We start from the raw sequence: 19426 nt of genomic DNA on the forward strand, positions 1-19426 counted from the left end.
TACCTGCCTGGCGGATTTCATCATGGTTCGGGATAAAGAAATCCCATCAGAAACCGGATATATGGCTGCACCTACCCGTTTTATTACTGAACTGAAGAAAGCATTGCATTCCGGGAGCGTCCATATACGCTGCCTCGGCCCGACCCGAAGCCTGCAGGGATAAGTCGAAGGTACCACGAAGTGGCGATTTTGCTGGCCGGAGCCGGGGGGTACAGGGGGCGGCGGCGACTGGCCGCCCCCTGTGCGCTCCCTGCGCCATAAGAGACATAACGCAGAAGACTAACCGGGAGCGCAATGTGCGCTGAAGTCACTAATAACATAAAGGATCGCACGACGGTGCTTGCCCTCACCCTAACCCTCTCCCGGAGTGAGAGGGAACCGTCCGGCCGTCGTTTCCGTGGCCAACATATTGCCGGGTGGCGGCTGCGCCTGACCCGGCCTACGGAGTCTGAGAACGTAGTAAACCGATAACAGTCTCCCCGCCGCCGGGTAATACATCAGGCTCCGTGCCCAACATATTGCCGGGTGGCGCTTCGCTTACCCGGCCTACATAACCATTGAATTTCAGAAGGTTAACCATCACCGTAGGCCCGCGCAAGCGCAGCGCCGCCGGGCAAAAGATATCGCACCGGGCCAAACGAAAAAAAGCCGGAGGTTTCCCTCCGGCTTTTCTCATTTACATCACGCTATGCCTTAGGCCACATCTTCGTACTGCGGCACCGGGTTGCGGAAGCTTTTGGTCACGCAGGCCAGATAGACCAGACCGATACCGGCCCAGATCAGGCCCAGAATCATCGAGCTCTCTTCCAGGTTGACCCACAGCGCGCCAACGGTCAGGGCGCCGCACATCGGCAGGAACAAATACTGGAAGTGGTCTTTCAGCGTCTTGTTGCGTTTCTCACGGATCCAGAACTGCGAAATCACCGACAGGTTAACGAAGGTAAACGCCACCAGCGCACCAAAGTTAATCAGCGCCGTCGCCATCACCAGGTCGAAGTTAATCGCCAGCAGCGCAATAGCGCCGACCAGGATGATGTTCATCGCCGGGGTGCGCCAGGTCGGGTGGACGTAGCCGAAGAAGCTTTTCGGGAATACGCCGTCGCGGCCCATCACGTACATCAGACGCGCCACGCCAGCGTGCGCCGCCATACCGGAAGCCAGCACGGTGATGGTGGAGAAGATCAGCGCGCCAACCTGGAAGGCTTTGCCTGCTACGTAGAGCATAATTTCCGGCTGTGACGCATCCGGATCTTTAAAGCGCGAGATGTCCGGGAAGTACAGCTGCAGGAAGTAGGTGGCAAAAATGAAGATCAGGCCGCCGATCAGCGCGGTCAGGAAAATCGCGCGCGGGATGACGCGCTCTGCATCTTTGGTCTCTTCAGACAGGTTGCTGATGCCGTCGAAGCCGGTAAACGAGAAGCACAGGATCGTCGCCCCGGTAATCATCGGGATCACGTGCGCGTCACCGGACCAGAACGGACGGCTGCTGGCCAGCGTACCGGCGCCTTCGCCTTCAAACACGCCATAAATCACCATGCCGAGAATGACGGCAATCAGCACCACCTGCAGCACCACAATCACGGTGTTGAAGTTGGCCACGGATTTAATGCTGCGCAGGTTAAAGGCGGTCATAAAGGCGACCAGCGCGATAACAAACACCCACGAGGGTATCGAAGGAATGAGCGCTTCAAAATAGATTTTCGCCAGCAGAATGTTGATCATCGGCGCGAACAGGTAGTCAAGCAGCGAGGACCAACCCACCATAAAACCAACGGTCGGGCTGATGGATTTCTGGGCATAGGTATACGCCGAGCCGGCAGAAGGGTAACGACGTACCAGCTTGCCATAGCTCAGGGCAGTAAACAGGATAGCGATTAACGCAAAGGCGTAGGCCGTCGGCACGTGACCGTCGGTCATACCAGAGACGATACCAAACGTATCGAACAGCGTCATCGGCTGCATATAGGCCAGGCCCATCATTACAACCGGAACTAACGTAAGTGTTTTACGTAATTCCACGCGAGAGGTATTTGGAGTAGCGTTATGCGACATAGTTATCCCCTTTTACGGTGAACGCCAGCGCGTAAGCAAAAAATTGCCCCATTTCTTTCTATTCCTCAGCGACAACGACTGTCGGTTTTTAGTAAATATCTATCCGGTACGAAGCCCGGCCTCTTGGTATTGAATGATGTGTCTTTCGACCAAAAAAATAACCGACACTTTAAAAAAAAGCGTCGGCTAGTCTCTGGTTTTCAGGCCGCATATTTTGCAACAAATTCAACGGCGTTGACAAGATGCTATGAAGTTCATTGCGTAAGCATAATTTTTAACATGCTAATATCTATACGATTTCCGTATGATAAATTGCAAAAATAGCACTATTTGCTAATAGCGCTTCGCGCCACCATTTGCTCGCCAAACCGCAGGTGGCGTCATTCCAGGCGATCCAGGCATGCTGGCGGGGCGACTGCCCGCTCACGGCCATGCTGATGAGCTCGCCGCTCTCCAGCAGCCCCTGCACCTGATAGCGCGGCAGGCAGCCCCAGCCCAGACCCATGCGCAGCAGCGCCAGCTGCCCCGCGGCGTCACACACCGTCAGGGTCTCCTGATCGCTGAGCAGCACCCCGCCCTCGCCGGTGGCCACCGCCCGGTAACGGCGCAGGGTCCGCCAGCTCAGCGGAGCACGATGTCGCGCCAGCGGATGCTGCGGGGAAACCACCAGCAGCAGCTCCAGTTCGCCGAGGGGGAGAGAGTCATAGCCGCTCAGCGGCGGTGGCTCGCCGAGGGCGCCCAGCAGCAGATCGGCCTGCCCGTCGGTCAGCGGCCGCCAGTCAAACAGCGAGGGACTCAAACTGAAGTGCAGCCGGGTCAGCGGCTGTTGTTGATAAAATGCCGCGATCAGCGGCGAGAGCTGCGCTACGGGAAAAGTACTGTCCACCGCCAGGCGGAGGGTGTGCTCCCACCCCTGCTGCAACTTGACCGCCCGGATCTCCAGTTCGCGGGCGATATGCAGCACCTCCCGCCCTTTCTCCAGCAGCATTTGTCCGGTGGGGGTAAAGCGCGCACGGTGGCCGCTGCGGTCGAGCAACTGAATATTGAGATCGCTTTCCAGCCGGTGAATGGTGTAGCTCAGCGCCGAGGGCGTTTTAAAGAGCTTTGCCGACGCGGCGGCAAAGCTCCCCTCTTTTTCCAGGGCATCCAGGATCACGAGGACATCCAGCAGTGGTTTCATCGCTACCCCCTTACGGTATGCGAATCACCGCTGGCAGATCACTCCATCGGCATCACCAGCGGATCGGGGTACTGGTACTCAAACCCCAGCTCATTGCAGATACGATTGCCATCCACAATCTTGCCCTGACCGCCGTCCGGGCTGTCGCTGAACACCGGCGGCGGCAGCCCCAGCTCACGGGCCATCTGCGGATAAAAGAGGCCACGCGCCGGATGGCGGGGCGCACATAGATTATAGATGTGCCCGCCCTTCGGGGCCTGCAACAGCAGTTCGATAGCGGCCACCACATCCTGCAAATGCACCAGATTGACCACGTGCTGGCCATCCGGCGCCGACTTACCGGCAAAAAAACGTCCCGGATGACGGGAAGGCCCCACCAGCCCGGCCAGGCGCAAAATATCCACCGACGTCCCCGGCAGGTTGTGCAGCCAGTCCTCCAGCTCCTTGAGCACCTGCCCGCTGGCGGTTTGCGGCTGGCGCGGGGAGTTCTCTTTCACCGTGCCGTTGACGTTGCCATACACCGAGGTGGAACTGGTGAAGACGATCCGCGGAATATGGTGCGCCAGCGCGGTATCGACAATCTCCTGCACCGCCTGCAGATAAAACCCTTCTCCTGCCCCGGTACGCCGGGCCGGCAGCGTGATCACCAGCGCATCGACGTTCATCAGCGCGTCGAGGTCCTCGGTATCACAGACCAGCTGCGGCTCCAGGCGCAGCGGATAGCTGTCAATCCCGCACATCCGCGCCGCCTCCACGCCATCCTGCGTGGTTTTACTGCCAGTGACCTGCCAGCCTCGCGCCATCAACGACAGCGCCAGCGGCATCCCCAGCCATCCCAAACCGACTATCGCGACCTTTTTCATCCCAGGCTCCTGACTCTTTCGCTGTGCTGATTACAGGCTACGCCAGCCAGCGGCAACTGACAATTTCTTCGCTCAATGTGAAATGAATTAATGATAGAAAAAAGCCCTTGCTTTCTGCGGCGGAAGTGGTTTAGGTTAAAGGACATCAAATGCATAGTCATTCACAGAGAATTTTTATGAACCGCGTTCAATTTAAACACCACCATCATCACCATCATCCTGACTAGTCTTTCAGGCGATGTGTGCTGGAAGACATTTGGATCTTCCAGTGGTGCATGAACGCGCAGAGAGCCCCCGGAAGATTCACTTCCGGGGGCTTTTTTTTGGACCAAATTCGGACAGATTCAGACAGGTATTCAGAGGAAAAGAACAATGTTAGACAACACCCGTTTACGCATAGCTATTCAGAAATCAGGCCGTTTAAGCGAAGATTCACGCGAATTACTCAGCCGCTGCGGCATTAAAGTCAATTTGCACACCCAGCGTCTGATTGCGCTGGCGGAAAATATGCCAATCGACATTCTGCGCGTGCGTGATGACGATATCCCGGGCCTGGTGATGGACGGTGTTGTCGACCTCGGCATTATCGGCGAAAACGTGCTGGAAGAAGAGCTGCTCAGCCGCCGCGCTCAGGGCGAAGACCCGCGCTACTTCACCCTGCGTCGTCTGGACTTCGGCGGCTGCCGCCTATCGCTGGCGACCCCGGTGGATGAAGCCTGGAACGGCCCGGCGGCGCTGGACGGCAAACGCATCGCCACCTCTTACCCGCACCTGCTGAAGCGCTACCTCGATCAAAAAGGTATCTCCTTTAAATCCTGTCTGCTGAACGGCTCCGTGGAAGTGGCGCCGCGCGCCGGCCTCGCCGACGCTATCTGCGACCTCGTCTCCACTGGCGCCACCCTGGAAGCCAACGGCCTGCGCGAAGTGGAAGTGATTTACCGCTCCAAAGCCTGCCTGATCCAGCGCGACGGCGAGATGGCCGACGCCAAACAGCAGCTGATTGACCGCCTGCTGACCCGTATTCAGGGCGTGATCCAGGCCCGCGAGTCGAAATACATCATGATGCACGCTCCGACCGAACGCCTGGAAGAAGTGGTTGCCCTGCTGCCGGGCGCCGAGCGTCCGACTATTCTGCCGCTGGCAGGCGACAAGCAGCGCGTGGCGATGCACATGGTCAGCAGCGAAACCCTGTTCTGGGAGACCATGGAAAAACTGAAAGCGCTGGGCGCCAGCTCCATTCTGGTGCTGCCGATTGAGAAGATGATGGAGTAATCGGCCAGCCGGTCACGGGACACACAGGGGAAAACAATCATGAGCTTCAACACAATCATCGACTGGAACGGCTGTAGCGCAGACCAACAGCAACAACTCTTAACGCGCCCGGCGATTTCCGCCTCCGACAGCATCAGTAAAACGGTGGCGGAGATCCTCGATAACGTCAAAGCCAACGGCGACGCGGCGCTGCGCGAATACAGTGCGAAGTTTGATAAAACCACCGTCGCCGCGCTGCAGGTGAGCGAGGCGGAGATCGCCGCCGCCGGCGAACGCCTCAGCGACGAGCTGAAGCAGGCGATGGCGGTGGCGGTGAAAAACATCGAGACCTTCCACAACGCGCAACAGCTGCAGGCGGTGGATGTCGAAACGCTGCCGGGGGTGCGCTGCCAGCAGGTCACCCGCCCTATCGCCTCTGTCGGGCTGTACATCCCGGGTGGCTCGGCGCCGCTGTTCTCCACGGTGCTGATGCTGGCGACGCCGGCGCGCATCGCCGGCTGTCAGCAGGTGGTGCTCTGCTCACCGCCGCCGATTGCCGATGAGATCCTCTATGCCGCGCAGCTGTGTGGCGTGAAAACCATCTTTAACGTCGGCGGCGCCCAGGCTATCGCCGCCCTCGCCCTCGGGACCGAGTCGGTGCCGAAGGTGGATAAAATCTTTGGCCCGGGTAACGCTTACGTCACGGAAGCCAAACGTCAGGTCAGCCAGCGTCTGGACGGCGCAGCCATCGACATGCCGGCCGGCCCGTCGGAAGTGCTGGTGATCGCCGACAGCGGCGCCACCCCGGACTTTGTCGCCTCCGACCTGCTGTCGCAGGCGGAACACGGCCCGGACTCGCAAGTGATCCTCCTGACCCCGGACGCCGACCTCGGCAGCCGCATCGCTGAGGCCGTCGAACGCCAGCTGGCCACCCTGCCGCGTGCGGAAACCGCCCGCGTGGCCCTATCCGCCAGCCGGATCATCGTGGCCCGCGACCTGGCGCAGTGCGTGGCTATCTCCAACCAGTATGGTCCGGAGCACCTGATCATTCAGACCCGTCAGGCCCGCGAGCTGGTGGACAGCATCACCAGCGCCGGTTCGGTTTTCCTCGGTGACTGGTCACCGGAATCCGCGGGCGATTACGCCTCGGGCACCAACCACGTCCTGCCGACCTATGGGTATACCGCCACCTGTTCGAGCCTCGGCCTGGCCGACTTCCAGAAGCGGATGACCGTGCAGGAGCTGTCGCGCGACGGCTTTGCCGCCCTCGCCTCAACGATTGAGATCCTGGCCGCCGCCGAGCGCCTTGACGCCCACAAAAACGCCGTAACGCTGCGCGTTGCCGCCCTGAAGGAGCAAGCATGAGCATTGAAGATTTAGCCCGCGCCAACGTCCGTGCGCTGACCCCGTATCAATCCGCTCGCCGTCTGGGCGGCAAAGGCGACGTCTGGCTGAACGCCAACGAATTCCCGACCGCCGTGGCTTTCCAGCTTACCGCGCAAACGATGAACCGCTATCCGGAGCCGCAGCCGAAGGCAGTCATCGAGAGCTACGCCCGCTACGCCGACGTCAAACCGGAGCAGGTGCTGGTCAGCCGCGGCGCCGACGAAGGGATTGAGCTGCTGATCCGCGCTTTCTGTGAGCCCGGCAAAGACGCGCTACTCTACTGCCCGCCCACCTACGGCATGTACAGCGTCAGCGCCGAGACCATCGGCGTCGAATGCCGCACCGTGCCGACCCTCGCCGACTGGCAGCTCGACCTGCCGGGTATCGAGGCGCAGCTGGACGGCGTGAAGGTGGTCTTTGTCTGCAGCCCGAACAACCCGACCGGTCAGATCATCGATCCGCAGTCGATACGCGACCTGCTGGAGATGACCCGCGATAAAGCCATCGTGGTCGCCGACGAAGCCTATATTGAATTCTGCCCGCAGGCGACGCTCGCCGGCTGGCTCAGCGACTATCCGCACCTGGTGGTGCTGCGCACGCTGTCCAAAGCCTTCGCCCTCGCCGGCCTGCGCTGCGGCTTCACCCTCGCCAACGCCGAGGTGATTAACGTGCTGCTGAAAGTGATCGCTCCGTATCCGCTCTCCACGCCAGTGGCCGATATCGCCGCCCAGGCACTGAGCGCGGAAGGGATCGCGGCGATGCGCCAGCGTGTGGCGCAGATCCTCGACGAGCGCCGCTACCTGGTGGAACAGCTGCGCGGCATCGCCTGCGTGGAGCAGGTCTTCGATTCCGAAGCGAACTATGTTCTGGCGCGGATAACCGCCTCCAGCGCAGTGTTTAAATCTTTGTGGGATCAGGGCATTATCTTACGTGACCAGAATAAACAACCTTCATTAAGCGGCTGTTTGCGTATCACTATCGGTACCCGTGCTGAGAGCCAGCGCGTGATTGACGCCTTGACTGCGGAGAATGTATGACCCAGAAGTATCTCTTTATTGACCGTGACGGCACCCTGATTTCCGAACCGCCGGTGGATTTCCAGGTGGACCGTTTCGACAAGCTGGCGTTTGAGCCGCAGGTGATCCCGGCGCTGCTGAAGCTGCAGCAGGAAGGCTATAAGCTGGTGATGATCACCAACCAGGATGGCCTGGGAACCGACAGTCTGCCGCAGGAAGCGTTTGATGGCCCGCACAACCTGATGATGCAGATCTTCGCCTCGCAGGGCGTCAATTTCGAAGAGGTGCTGATTTGCCCGCACTTCCCGGGCGACAACTGCGCCTGCCGCAAGCCGAAAACGCAGCTGGTGCTGCCGTGGCTGGAAGACGGCGTACTGGATAAAAGCCACAGCTATGTGATTGGCGACCGGGTCACCGACCTTGAGCTGGCGGATAACATGGGGATTACCGGCCTGCGCTATGACCGCGAGACCCTGGACTGGCCGACCATCAGCGAGCAGCTGACCCGCCGCGACCGCTATGCCCACGTCGAGCGTATCACCAAAGAGACCCAGGTGGACGTGAAGGTGTGGCTGGACCGCGAAGGCGGCAGCAAGATCCACACCGGCGTCGGCTTTTTTGACCATATGCTCGACCAAATCGCCACCCACGGCGGCTTCCGCATGGAGATCAACGTCGGCGGCGATCTGTACATCGACGATCACCACACCGTGGAAGATACCGGCCTGGCCCTCGGCGAAGCCCTGAAGCTGGCGCTTGGCGACAAGCGCGGTATCAACCGCTTCGGCTTTGTGCTGCCGATGGACGAGTGTCTCGCCCGCTGCGCGCTGGATATCTCCGGCCGTCCGCACCTGGAGTATAAGGCGGACTTCACCTATCAGCGCGTTGGCGATCTGAGCACCGAGATGGTGGAACACTTCTTCCGCTCGCTCTCTTACACCATGGCGGTGACCCTGCACCTGAAAACCAAGGGCAAGAACGATCACCACCGCGTGGAGAGCCTGTTCAAAGCCTTTGGCCGTACGCTGCGCCAGGCGATCCGCGTCCAGGGCGATGCCCTGCCGTCTTCCAAAGGGGTGCTGTGATGAATGTGGTGATCCTTGATACCGGGTGCGCCAACCTCAATTCGGTGAAATCGGCGATTGGCCGCCACGGCTATGAGCCGGTGGTCAGCCGCGATCCGGAGGTGGTATTACGTGCCGATAAACTGTTTCTTCCCGGCGTCGGCACCGCCCAGGCGGCGATGGACCAGCTGCGCGACCGCGAGCTGATCGACCTGATCAAAGCCTGTACCCAGCCGGTGCTGGGGATTTGCCTGGGTATGCAGCTGCTCGGCAAGCGCAGCGAGGAGAACAACGGCGTCGATCTGCTGGGCATTATCGAAGAAGAGGTGCCGAAGATGACCGACCACGGTCTGCCGCTGCCGCACATGGGCTGGAACCGGGTGTATGCCAAAGCAGGCGATCGTCTGTTCCGCGGCATTGAAGAAGGCGCGTATTTCTACTTCGTGCACAGCTACGCCATGCCGGTCAACCCGTACACCATCGCCCAGTGCAATTACGGCGAGGCGTTCACCGCCGCGGTGCAGAAAGATAACTTCTTTGGCGTGCAGTTCCACCCGGAGCGCTCCGGGAGCGCCGGGGCGCAGTTGCTGAAAAACTTCCTGGAGATGTGATGATTATTCCTGCTTTAGATTTAATCGACGGCACCGTCGTTCGTCTCCACCAGGGCGATTACGGCCAGCAGCGCGACTATGGCAGCGATCCGCTGCCGCGCCTGCAGTCCTATGCCGCTCAGGGGGCGGAAGTCCTGCACCTGGTCGACCTGACCGGGGCGAAGGATCCGGCGAAACGCCAGATCCCGCTGCTGAAATCGCTGGTCGCCGGCGTTGACGTCCCGGTACAGGTTGGCGGCGGCGTGCGGACCGAAGCGGATGTCGCGGCCCTGCTTGAGACCGGCGTCGCCCGCGTGGTGGTCGGCTCCACCGCGGTGAAGTCCCCGGAGGAAGTGAAAGGCTGGTTTAAACGCTTTGGCCCTGAACGGCTGGTGCTGGCGCTCGACGTGCGCATTGACGCCGACGGCAATAAGCAGGTGGCGGTCAGCGGCTGGCAGGAAAACTCCGGCGTGACGCTGGAGGAGCTGGTGGAAAGTTATCTACCGGTCGGCCTGCAGCATGTGCTGTGCACCGATATTTCCCGCGACGGCACGCTGGCAGGCTCTAACGTCTCGCTGTACGAGGAAGTCTGCGCCCGCTACCCGCAGGTGGCGTTTCAGTCATCCGGCGGCATCGGCGATCTTAATGATATTGCCGCGCTGCGCGGCACTGGAGTGCGCGGCGTGATTGTCGGTCGCGCGCTGCTGGAAGGTAAATTCAACGTAACGGAGGCCATTCAATGCTGGCAAAACGGATAATCCCCTGCCTCGACGTCCGCGACGGCCAGGTAGTGAAAGGCGTGCAGTTCCGTAATCACGAGATCATTGGCGACATCGTCCCGCTGGCCAAGCGCTATGCCGACGAAGGGGCCGACGAACTGGTGTTCTATGATATCACCGCCTCCAGCGACGGCCGGGTGGTCGACAAGAGCTGGGTGTCGCGCGTGGCGGAAGTGATCGATATTCCTTTCTGCGTGGCGGGTGGGATCAAGTCGCTGGAAGACGCGGCGCAGATCCTCTCCTTCGGCGCCGATAAGATTTCGATTAACTCCCCTGCTCTCGCTGACCCGACGCTGATCACCCGCCTTGCTGACCGCTTTGGTGTGCAGTGCATTGTGGTGGGGATTGATACCTGGTTTGATGCTGAGACCGGCAAATATCACGTCAACCAGTATACCGGCGACGAGACCCGCACGCGGGTGACGCAGTGGGAAACCCTCGACTGGGTGGAGGAAGTGCAGAAGCGCGGCGCGGGCGAGATCGTCCTCAATATGATGAACCAGGACGGGGTGCGCAACGGTTACGACCTGCAGCAGCTGGCGAAGGTTCGCGCGGTGTGCCATGTCCCGCTGATCGCCTCCGGCGGCGCAGGCACCATGGAACACTTCCTCGAAGCCTTCCGTGACGCCAACGTTGACGGCGCGCTGGCGGCCTCGGTATTCCACAAACAGATTATTAATATTGGCGAACTGAAAGCGTACCTGGCGGCACAGGGCGTGGAGATAAGGGTATGTTGACTGAACAGCTGGACTGGGAAAAAACGGACGGCATGATGCCGGCCATCGTGCAGCACGCCGTATCCGGCGAGGTGCTGATGCTGGGCTACATGAACAAGGAGGCGCTGGAGAAAACCGAAGCCACCGGCAAGGTCACCTTTTACTCGCGCACCAAACAGCGGCTGTGGACCAAGGGTGAAACCTCGGGCAATGTCCTCAACGTAGTGAGCATCACGCCGGACTGTGACAACGATACGCTGCTGGTGCTGGTAAACCCGATCGGGCCGACCTGCCATAAAGGCACCACCAGTTGCTTCGGCGAAACCGGCCACCAGTGGCTGTTCCTCTATCAGCTGGAGCAACTGCTGGCCGAGCGTAAGCATGCCGACCCGGAGAGCTCCTACACGGCGAAGCTGTATGCCAGCGGTACCAAGCGTATTGCGCAGAAAGTGGGGGAAGAAGGCGTGGAGACCGCGCTGGCCGCCACGGTGAACGACCGCTTTGAGCTGAAGAATGAGGCGTCGGACCTGATGTACCACCTGCTGGTGCTGCTGCAGGACCAAGGGCTGGATCTCGGGGAAGTGATTGATAATTTAAGAGCACGGCATAAGTAATATTAGTACTAGTTAATTCCGCAAATATAAAAGGCAGATTTGTCCTCAAATCTGCCTTTTGTTTACCATTAACTCATGTTACAAGCCATTATTCCGATCTGGTGGGTAATGATGAAAGACAACGTTTGTTGAGTTGTTGTCTTTCTTTATCAAAAAACCAACCCCACTTATTGAAATATTTAATCGCAGAGGTCATATGATAAAACAGGAATTTAAAGCTGTGATATGATTTTCTTTGCGATAGATGAACCACTGTAGAATCAGGACAATAAACAACATTAAAATTTCCCGCACTGATACGGCGCGAAAAATCGACATCCTCTAAATACATGAAGAATCGAAGGTCGAAACCTTGAACTTGTAGAATGGCGTTATTGCTCACCATCATAAAACATCCTGACATCGATGGCGCGTAGAATGCAGCATTAAAATTAGCGTTACGCAATTCATACTCATTATTTATGTTGGGAAAAAATGATGAGAGAAAACGACGTCCGAAAAGTTGAAATGGTGCCGGCAATAGCTTTGTCGCATATTGCAATGCACCATTTGGATATATGATTTTAGGGACTGAAAGGTCGACCGAATTTTCCTTACAAAAGGAAAAAAGTTTATCAACCTCGCCCTGAGCATAGTAAATGTCAGGATTACAAATCAAAAAATAACTACATTGGTTTTTATAATGTTCAAAAACTTTATTATGCCCTGCGCCAAAACCTTCATTATCAGTTAATCTTATGACATCAACTTTATCGTGCTTATAATCATCCAACCAGGTACAAAAAGAACCATTATCCACTATAACTAGTTTATCGATATTCTTTTCATTTAATAACGAATCAAGCGTAAGCTCAATTTCTTGAAAAGAATGTTTATAAAGAACAAGCGAAGCTAGTATATTCACATAGCACCTTACTACATTTTCCCAACACAAACGTAAATTATGGTTGATAATGTACCGAGTTTATATTGATGGTAAACACCAGATTTTATGTAAAAATAAATCCTTTTCAAAAACCTACTTTTACTTATATTATTATAGTTATAATAAACTTGCTTTTCATTCTCACCGAAGTGAGCCACTATCTTATCGAGAACGGTTTTATTCCGTTTATTCCAGTCCGCACGATTTCCTTTAAAAGATGAAAAGAAATTACGCACACGTAGAAAAATATTACGTCCATCACCAATCACATTATTACTATGTTGGCGATACAACACTCCAGGGGTGTGATCAAAATAAATGCGTCCATTGCATGCGCTTACTATCTGATAGAGCGACCAATCATGTACCACCATTTCTTCAGACGAGGCAGCCATTAATAACTCTCTGGCTTTATGATTGAATACCATAGTATTGCCGCTAGCAACATTATGCAACAGAGCATTGGCAAAACTGAGTGCCTTATTGGGTGAAAGTGATTCCCCAATAATATTATCAGCCTGATCGATAAGAGTAGTAGCCGAGCAATAGAGAGCAGGTGTATCTGAGGGGACACTGTCCAAAAAGCGAACTGCATTTTCTATTTTTTCGGGTAACCAAATGTCGTCCTGGTCAGAAAAAGCATAATAATCAGCAATGATTTTTTCATCGTTGATCATGGACTGAAAATTTAGGCAGAAACCAAGACAAGGGCCTTTTTTTAAAAAACCAGAAATCTCTGGATGAGAAAGATAAAAGTTATTAACAATTTCGGCTGTCGAATCGGTCGAGCCATCATCAGAAACATATAAACACCAGTTCTTATATGTTTGGTTAAGAAATGAATCAAGTTGAGGCTGAAGGTACTCCTGACCATTTCTTACAGCCATTAAAATAGCAACACTTCGGTTCATTCTGAAACCCTGCCCCTCTATCTGCTATTCGCGGATAGAGGGGTTATTTTTAATTTAATTTACTAAACCACGACCACAATAATCATCATCTAAGGTCATTTTTTTCACGAAGTCATTTTCTTTTCGATTGCAACTTGAAATAAACTCACTATATAAAGAATCAGCTATTGTCAATGAAGGCGAAAAATCAGGGTAAAGCGTATTTCGTACATCTCTTGCATCACGAACGAAATCCATGCAGCCCTTTTGTAACTCCGTTCTGATGTCTTTTGTTATAAGCTCTTCTGGACGCTGCTGTTTATATACTGGCGTAACGGTCGCGTTTTCCAGGATATATTTAACAATTTGGGTATCATCCGAGCTTAACAATTTTTCAAGTTCGAAGCTTTGACGTAGAATCACTGAGTTTTCATTTTGAAGTGAGATCGAGTTATCAATAAAACAACCATGAGCTTTACTTCCGTTCTTTAAGCCCTTTCCTGCAGTTTCAGATGTTGCCATATAATAACCATCGACTCTGTCAGCTACAATATTTATAAGCGCTTTCTGGATCGTTCCTGAGTATCCAACATCAACGACCGTCTTATGACCTGATGTTAAGAATCCTTCCTGTTTAAGGTATTGTAACAAACCTTGCTTTTCAGCATGAGCTTCAGAAAGAATATCAGGCATAAGATATTCCAGTAATGACCTAATTTCGGAAATATCCTCATTCTGCACTTCTACTAACTTGCCTTTAGACCAAAGCCCAGAAGAGTATAAAGAGGATAATTTCTCTTCAGGTAGGACCAATCCATAACGTTCCCGTAAAAACATCTCGAGTGTATTGGCAAAGAAAGTCGACTTAGCTATATCCAAGACATCATTCAGTGTTGTTACATTAGGAACGTTAACCGCACGGCGAGACAAAATCAGGTAATGACTTTGAGGTGCAGTTTTTGCCCCATCACACCAAAGATCATAAACGTCTTTAATTATCTTCCCTTCTCTGGCAAGAAAATATAAGTCTTGAATATCAGATTGTGCGGCGCGCTTTCTCAGCCATTCAGCAAATGAGGTAAGCAATGGACCTGCAAGATTGTAACCAATCTGATACGGACTTGAAGAGAAAAGCTTTAATTTTTCCGGAGAGAAACTCCCAATTTGACTTAAATTTTTCCTCGTCAAAAGACCAAAGGTCAGTTCTCCGTCTAGATCCGAATTAAACGCCTGCTTTGCTAACCCTGCATACTCTGGAGTATGAAGTGCTAAGTCCGTAGCTCTAACAATATGCAAACCGAGAGTGTTGAACCGATCGCAAGGCAACTGTAAATCACTACGCTCGTTATCACCAATCATCACGACTTCATTACCGGAAACACCATACTCGGTAAAAAGAAGCTCGTACAGTTCACCCGTATCCTTTCTTTTACCTTTATCTGATGATAAATAAATTTTATCCCATCCGGTAAAACCATTAGATTCGAGCATATTAACGATAGTTTCAAGCGGTAAAAACATATCGCTGACAATAGCGATTTTTTTACCACTCTTTTTAACAAACTCAAAAATTCCCAACATATCCGGCCGAGCCGAAACAGAAGCAATTTCAACCCGTTCTTCGAGCTCACGAAACTTTTTGGCGACTGAATGTTCAACCTGATAATGTTGCTGCAATTCATTATAGATATCGTCAATACTGATATCCCGCCCAGCGCGGTGCCTTGCACTCTGCTCTGCGGCAGGCCTTTTAGACAGAAACTCGGACGCTTCCTCAGCAGACAATTGGCTGGCAATGATCTGTTTTGTATGGTCAGGATGAAGTAAAGGACGAATCAACAAAGTATCAAAAATATCAAAAGCAATAACTTTTTTGCTTGGATCAGAAATTATTTGATGAATCGACTCTAACGTTCTAGGGAAATATTGATGATCCCAACGGAAAGTGGATTTTGACTCATTCTCACAGTCTTTTATAATTAATGAACCATAATTCAAAGCCTGAGGGACTATACCTAACAAACGTTCAATTGCATGTGCTGTAGTCCCATCAGTCTGTCCTTTTTCTTCAGGAAAATCTTGCCACGCTAAATTCATCTCGAATAACGGGGACAAAGCATCTACACGGGCCCAAAACATTGAACCTGCTGGGAAATTGAAATATCCATCAGGACAGGCTATTCCCATTTTAGCGCAAAGTTCACTGCCTTGCTGTTTGTTGGCTAACCAGGTAAATGCCATATAAGGCAATGTATGATGAACTTGAGGATAGATAATCCCTAACGAATTATCATCTTTAAATGCTTTAAATATTCGTTTTACATTAGATTCCGAACCGAACAAACCATTCAGTAAATACTCTCGCCAACCGGTTGTTTTTCCCTCATTATATAATGACTTCTTACTTTGAATATGACAAACAAAATCATATTGTTTTAAGGCGGAACCAAACTCGGCGAATACTGGAGCAATATCACGACCGCGATTAGGCACTACTCGCACATCGAGATTTTCGATATTTTTAATCTTCTTAAATTGCAGGTTGCATTGTTGTTTGGCTTCTTCATTTGTTACTGAAATGTAAACATCGAACTTAAACGGCATTGTTGACAATTGTGCCACAAATTCATCGATTAAGTCTGGATAAAAAATATGACATTGAACAGCAATTCTTCCAGGCTGTGTATTAATATCGTCACTTAATAAATTAATATCGATAAGCTTATCACTTACCTCTAATTCATTTGATATCAGAGAATGAGCAGCCATAAATTTAGGATGACTAGTGAACCAACTAGGTCGAACCTTAAATGCCATGGTTAATAGTTGTTCGCGATACTTATAAGGGGTTCGATAATAAGCTGACTTGGCAATGTTACGGACTTCTTTTTTAATATGCCACATCGCATCTTTCTGTTGGCCGCGGAGTACTCGAAACATGAATCTTAGCGGCTTAGTGATTTTCCACGAGTTAGTATTAATCAGCCGCTCAATTTCCTTTTCGAGTGCATGGACATTGCCGGAAATATGATGCTGACTGTTTTCCAGTTCATGGATTCTGCCAGCCATAACATTTTTAATATTTTTATCTTCCTGGATTCTCTTTATATAGAGTTCGTTTTCTTCTTTTGATTTATTAAGTTGATGCTGAAGTTCTTGGTTTTGACTCTCAAGAACGGATCTGGCTGATTCAATATGCTGGATATGATTATGGGCTTCTTCGCGTAGAGTAATTAACTCACCTAGGCGTGAAAATGCTTCTCGAATGAGAGCAGGCTCACCAAAAGAAGCCAACTTTTCATAAAGAGCTTGGCTTTTTTTGCCTACAAAAAGCACACCCAGGCCATATGAATGCAAAAATTCAAAAGATGGATACTGTTGTTGAAGTTCATCCCAAAGCTGCCATACACCAAATCCTCGTTCACGGACATTGGTGTCATGGAACAGGACAACCGCATCATCTGCTAATTTTGATTTCCAGGATTCAAAGTCATGTTTAACAGCTTCATAGGTATGTAAGCCGTCGATATGCAATAAATTAACGCTACCTGCAGAAAAATATTCGTTCGCCTGATCAAAGGTCATGCGCATTAAACTTGAAAATGCAGAGAAATACTGCTGATTCCATGCACTTACATCCCTGAAAACATCTTCACTGTAGCTACCAGCATGCTCATCCCCCTGCCACGTATCAACAGCATAGCATTTGGAACCGGTATTATTTTCCAGGACAGCCTGGCAGATTGCAAAATATGAATTTCCTGAATGCGTACCTAATTCAACAATAGTACCCGGTTTCATTTCCTCAACAAGCCAACTGACAAAGGGGATATGGCCGCACCAGCCAAATGGGAAAGTCAGTTTTCTAGGTCTGGAAAGCATTGATTTATTAATCATAGTCATAAAATAATTACTCTTAATTCACCGAGATACTAATATTTTTCATTGGAATACCGACTAGCCCAGTCACCGTACTGGAAGAATGCGATTTAAAAATTACCGCATCATGTATCCAGTGATGTTGGATATGTTCTTGCTGACTACCTTCTGCTACTGCGACGCAAATACTATATTCACCGACTGGAAGTATAGGCATGTTAAACTCGAAAATGCTATCCATATTGTCATTAGGTTGCATACTGAGTGGTGTATCCATATAAGAAAGGTATGTATTATCACCAAATAAGGTTTGTCCAAGTCGGTCTTTTATATAGAAACCGATTATTGGGCTAAACATACTTTTCAAGCATTTAACACTTATTCTAAGCTTAACTTCTTCACCACCAACTACCCATGATAAGGGTTCACCGTTTTGATCCTCTAGCCTTACACTATAGATCTCTGCGCCATTCTCACCAAACTGTTTACTTTCATCATTAAAAGAAAACAGTTCTATATCATTACGTAAATTACTAGCATTAATAAAACTAGTACGCATATCTTTATAAGCTACAACCTCGGTAACATCCTTGTTTTGACGCTTGACGGATACATTCCTGTTACTCTGTTTAAATAATGCAGCAAGATAAGCTTCCGAAACATCTTTCGCAGAACCTTCCATCTTCTTCTGCCCATGATCAATCCAGATAGCACGATCGCATAAGTTTACAATTGAAGCGGTATCATGGCTAACGAAGAGCACAGTACCATGTTCCATAAATGCCCGTAGAAAACGCATACATTTTTGAACAAAGAACGCATCACCAACCGAAAGCGCTTCATCTACGATTAAAATATCTGCATCAACGTGAGCGATAATTGAAAATGCCAACCGTACAAACATACCACTAGAATATGTTTTTACCGGTTGCTCAATAAACTCTCCAATTTCGGAAAACTCAACGATACTGTCGAAACGTTCTTTTATTTGCTCGTCAGTTAGCCCCATTATTGATGCTGAGATAAAAATATTTTCTCTACCTGTGAAATCAGGGTTAAACCCAGCACCAAGCTCTAAGAGAGCAGCCACTCTACCGTTTACAGTTACATTGCCATTCGTTGGCGACAGCGTCCCACAAATAATTTGCAATAGGGTTGATTTACCTGCGCCGTTGGCACCAATGATCCCAATTGTCTCTCCTTTATTAATAGTTAAGGAGACATCATTAAGTGAATAGAATTCTTTATGTTTCTTTATACGCTTTGCCCCAGCAACTCGGCGTGGTAAATTTGCCAGGAATTCTTTTATCCGATCTTTTGGAGAGTTGTAGATGCGAAAAATTTTTGTAATATGTTCTACTTGAATGACAGCTTCGCATTTAACTGAATTATAGGACATCTGCAAAACCTTTTTTAGCCTTCTGGAATATTTTCATTGCAATAATGTAAAATATAATACTTGAAATATACAGAATTGAATATGATTCAATTGACATGTTTTTGCCAAAGATTAATACATCCCGTGTGTTTTCTATTAAAAACGCCAACGGGTTGTACATCATAACATCCTGAAAACTTTTAGGAATTGCGCTTAACGGATAAAATATCGGAGATAAAAACATCAGAAACGTTATCATAATTGGCACAGCCTGAGCTATATCTCGAAAATATACGCCAATGGTTGAAAAAATAACAATTAATGAAAAACCGATAAGAAACAAAGGAATCAACAACAACGGAAAGAATAAAATTGTCCAAGGCACTGAATTGAAGACAATTAGTTGAGCAATGAGCAAAATTATGAAACTTATAAAGAAATTAAACACGGCCGAAAGAAAAATGCTAAACGGAAGACAGCCAAGTGGAAAAACAACTTTCTTAACGTAATTTACATTACTGGTAAATAATGTCGGTCCTCGACTTAAACACTCTGCTAAGAAGTTGAATATAATCAACCCAGCAAACAATACTACTGCGAAGGTCCCTTTCCCTCCTTCTAAACTACCCCATTTAGCCTTGAAGACTTCTGAAAATACAAACGAATAAACACATAACATAATTACTGGGTTAACAACTGCCCAAAAACCGCCGATAAAAGATCCCTTATATTTAGAATCAATATCTCTTTTCGCCAGTTTCAAGATGAGGGTTTTGTTTTTCAAGAAATACTTCAGCATCGCTTAGACATACCTTAATTTATATACTGGATTCAGGCTCTGGT

Annotated in this window: 18 protein-coding genes and 1 other annotated feature; of the genes, 9 read left to right on the plus strand and 9 right to left on the minus strand. The window is 51.0% G+C overall.

From position 1 onward, the window contains the following. Window positions 1-693 precede the first annotated feature (693 nt). The 4 genes from plaP to CWM57_RS21700 form a co-directional block, all read right to left on the minus strand. Window positions 694-2052 carry a putrescine/proton symporter PlaP gene (gene plaP / locus CWM57_RS21685; RefSeq protein WP_061153942.1) on the minus strand — a complete coding sequence of 453 codons (1359 nt, stop codon included), beginning with the start codon at window positions 2050-2052 and terminating at the stop codon, window positions 694-696. Beyond that, window positions 2042-2104: a membrane protein YoeI gene (gene yoeI, locus CWM57_RS28460; protein ID WP_096335043.1), complete on the minus strand. Its 63-nt coding sequence runs from the start codon at window positions 2102-2104 to the stop codon at window positions 2042-2044. Before yoeI ends, plaP begins: the two co-directional genes overlap by 11 nt. A gap of 237 nt (window positions 2105-2341) precedes the next feature. Further along, entirely contained in the window at window positions 2342-3232 is an 891-nt protein-coding gene (locus tag CWM57_RS21695) for a LysR family transcriptional regulator (protein ID WP_100676353.1), read from the minus strand. Between the two features lie 38 nt (window positions 3233-3270). After that, complete coding sequence (locus CWM57_RS21700; RefSeq protein WP_074385334.1) at window positions 3271-4095, minus strand: SDR family oxidoreductase; 825 nt, start codon at window positions 4093-4095, stop codon at window positions 3271-3273. Between the two features lie 176 nt (window positions 4096-4271). Between CWM57_RS21700 and hisL the strand changes: the two genes are divergently transcribed. The 9 genes from hisL (at window position 4272) to hisIE (ending at window position 11511) form a co-directional block, all read left to right on the plus strand. Beyond that, window positions 4272-4322 carry a his operon leader peptide gene (gene hisL, locus CWM57_RS21705; RefSeq protein WP_004899375.1) on the plus strand — a complete coding sequence of 17 codons (51 nt, stop codon included), beginning with the start codon at window positions 4272-4274 and terminating at the stop codon, window positions 4320-4322. Continuing rightward, window positions 4298-4420: a sequence feature (His leader region), on the plus strand. It overlaps the preceding gene by 25 nt. A gap of 47 nt (window positions 4421-4467) precedes the next feature. Beyond that, window positions 4468-5367 carry an ATP phosphoribosyltransferase gene (gene hisG / locus CWM57_RS21710; protein ID WP_002912152.1) on the plus strand — a complete coding sequence of 300 codons (900 nt, stop codon included), beginning with the start codon at window positions 4468-4470 and terminating at the stop codon, window positions 5365-5367. Between the two features lie 39 nt (window positions 5368-5406). Beyond that, window positions 5407-6711 carry a histidinol dehydrogenase gene (hisD, locus tag CWM57_RS21715; RefSeq protein ID WP_100676354.1) on the plus strand — a complete coding sequence of 435 codons (1305 nt, stop codon included), beginning with the start codon at window positions 5407-5409 and terminating at the stop codon, window positions 6709-6711. After that, entirely contained in the window at window positions 6708-7769 is a 1062-nt protein-coding gene (gene hisC, locus CWM57_RS21720; RefSeq protein ID WP_012967604.1) for a histidinol-phosphate transaminase, read from the plus strand. The genes hisD and hisC overlap by 4 nt, the downstream gene beginning before the upstream one ends. Continuing rightward, entirely contained in the window at window positions 7766-8833 is a 1068-nt protein-coding gene (hisB, locus tag CWM57_RS21725) for a bifunctional histidinol-phosphatase/imidazoleglycerol-phosphate dehydratase HisB (RefSeq protein ID WP_032735996.1), read from the plus strand. The genes hisC and hisB overlap by 4 nt, the downstream gene beginning before the upstream one ends. Beyond that, window positions 8833-9423, plus strand: coding sequence for an imidazole glycerol phosphate synthase subunit HisH (gene hisH, locus CWM57_RS21730; RefSeq protein WP_002912227.1), 591 nt, complete (start codon window positions 8833-8835; stop codon window positions 9421-9423). Before hisB ends, hisH begins: the two co-directional genes overlap by 1 nt. After that, window positions 9423-10160, plus strand: a complete 738-nt coding sequence (gene hisA / locus CWM57_RS21735; protein WP_061153937.1) for a 1-(5-phosphoribosyl)-5-[(5-phosphoribosylamino)methylideneamino]imidazole-4-carboxamide isomerase — start codon at window positions 9423-9425, stop codon at window positions 10158-10160. Before hisH ends, hisA begins: the two co-directional genes overlap by 1 nt. Further along, window positions 10142-10918, plus strand: a complete 777-nt coding sequence (gene hisF, locus CWM57_RS21740) for an imidazole glycerol phosphate synthase subunit HisF (protein ID WP_008804112.1) — start codon at window positions 10142-10144, stop codon at window positions 10916-10918. Before hisA ends, hisF begins: the two co-directional genes overlap by 19 nt. Beyond that, window positions 10912-11511 carry a bifunctional phosphoribosyl-AMP cyclohydrolase/phosphoribosyl-ATP diphosphatase HisIE gene (gene hisIE, locus CWM57_RS21745; RefSeq protein ID WP_016161460.1) on the plus strand — a complete coding sequence of 200 codons (600 nt, stop codon included), beginning with the start codon at window positions 10912-10914 and terminating at the stop codon, window positions 11509-11511. The genes hisF and hisIE overlap by 7 nt, the downstream gene beginning before the upstream one ends. An 88-nt stretch (window positions 11512-11599) precedes the next feature. Here hisIE and CWM57_RS21750 read toward each other — a convergent pair whose 3' ends face one another. The 5 genes from CWM57_RS21750 to CWM57_RS21770 are packed head-to-tail and all read right to left on the minus strand — an operon-like array spanning window position 11600 to window position 19367. Then, entirely contained in the window at window positions 11600-12415 is an 816-nt protein-coding gene (locus CWM57_RS21750; RefSeq protein WP_016161461.1) for a glycosyltransferase family 2 protein, read from the minus strand. 11 nt (window positions 12416-12426) lie between these two features. Beyond that, window positions 12427-13347 (minus strand): glycosyltransferase family 2 protein, encoded by a 921-nt coding sequence (locus CWM57_RS21755; RefSeq protein ID WP_100676355.1) that lies wholly within the window; start codon window positions 13345-13347, stop codon window positions 12427-12429. Window positions 13348-13401: 54 nt separating this feature from the next. Further along, the gene (locus CWM57_RS21760; RefSeq protein WP_100676356.1) at window positions 13402-17229 is read right to left on the minus strand and encodes a rhamnan synthesis F family protein; all 3828 of its coding nucleotides are present in this window, start codon (window positions 17227-17229) and stop codon (window positions 13402-13404) included. A 13-nt stretch (window positions 17230-17242) separates the two neighbouring features. Continuing rightward, window positions 17243-18604, minus strand: coding sequence for an ABC transporter ATP-binding protein (locus CWM57_RS21765; RefSeq protein ID WP_100676357.1), 1362 nt, complete (start codon window positions 18602-18604; stop codon window positions 17243-17245). Continuing rightward, window positions 18594-19367, minus strand: a complete 774-nt coding sequence (locus CWM57_RS21770) for an ABC transporter permease (RefSeq protein WP_158609881.1) — start codon at window positions 19365-19367, stop codon at window positions 18594-18596. Before CWM57_RS21770 ends, CWM57_RS21765 begins: the two co-directional genes overlap by 11 nt. Between the last annotated feature and the right edge of the window lie 59 nt (window positions 19368-19426).

Origin of the sequence: Klebsiella sp. G-Nf4, from assembly GCF_002810615.1 — a bacterium.
GTDB classification, from domain to species: domain Bacteria; phylum Pseudomonadota; class Gammaproteobacteria; order Enterobacterales; family Enterobacteriaceae; genus Klebsiella; species Klebsiella variicola.

What these genes read in the sequence shown, in the direction of transcription:
- hisIE (WP_016161460.1), top strand. Translation starts at nt 10,912, where the DNA reads ATGTTGACTGAACAGCTGGACTGGGAAAAAACGGACGGCATGATGCCG.
- CWM57_RS21755 (WP_100676355.1), bottom strand. Translation starts at nt 13,347, where the DNA reads ATGAACCGAAGTGTTGCTATTTTAATGGCTGTAAGAAATGGTCAGGAG.
- CWM57_RS21760 (WP_100676356.1), bottom strand. Translation starts at nt 17,229, where the DNA reads ATGACTATGATTAATAAATCAATGCTTTCCAGACCTAGAAAACTGACT.
- CWM57_RS21695 (WP_100676353.1), bottom strand. Translation starts at nt 3,232, where the DNA reads ATGAAACCACTGCTGGATGTCCTCGTGATCCTGGATGCCCTGGAAAAA.
- hisF (WP_008804112.1), top strand. Translation starts at nt 10,142, where the DNA reads ATGCTGGCAAAACGGATAATCCCCTGCCTCGACGTCCGCGACGGCCAG.
- hisA (WP_061153937.1), top strand. Translation starts at nt 9,423, where the DNA reads ATGATTATTCCTGCTTTAGATTTAATCGACGGCACCGTCGTTCGTCTC.
- hisC (WP_012967604.1), top strand. Translation starts at nt 6,708, where the DNA reads ATGAGCATTGAAGATTTAGCCCGCGCCAACGTCCGTGCGCTGACCCCG.
- hisB (WP_032735996.1), top strand. Translation starts at nt 7,766, where the DNA reads ATGACCCAGAAGTATCTCTTTATTGACCGTGACGGCACCCTGATTTCC.
- hisD (WP_100676354.1), top strand. Translation starts at nt 5,407, where the DNA reads ATGAGCTTCAACACAATCATCGACTGGAACGGCTGTAGCGCAGACCAA.
- hisH (WP_002912227.1), top strand. Translation starts at nt 8,833, where the DNA reads ATGAATGTGGTGATCCTTGATACCGGGTGCGCCAACCTCAATTCGGTG.
- plaP (WP_061153942.1), bottom strand. Translation starts at nt 2,052, where the DNA reads ATGTCGCATAACGCTACTCCAAATACCTCTCGCGTGGAATTACGTAAA.
- CWM57_RS21765 (WP_100676357.1), bottom strand. Translation starts at nt 18,604, where the DNA reads ATGTCCTATAATTCAGTTAAATGCGAAGCTGTCATTCAAGTAGAACAT.
- CWM57_RS21700 (WP_074385334.1), bottom strand. Translation starts at nt 4,095, where the DNA reads ATGAAAAAGGTCGCGATAGTCGGTTTGGGATGGCTGGGGATGCCGCTG.
- hisG (WP_002912152.1), top strand. Translation starts at nt 4,468, where the DNA reads ATGTTAGACAACACCCGTTTACGCATAGCTATTCAGAAATCAGGCCGT.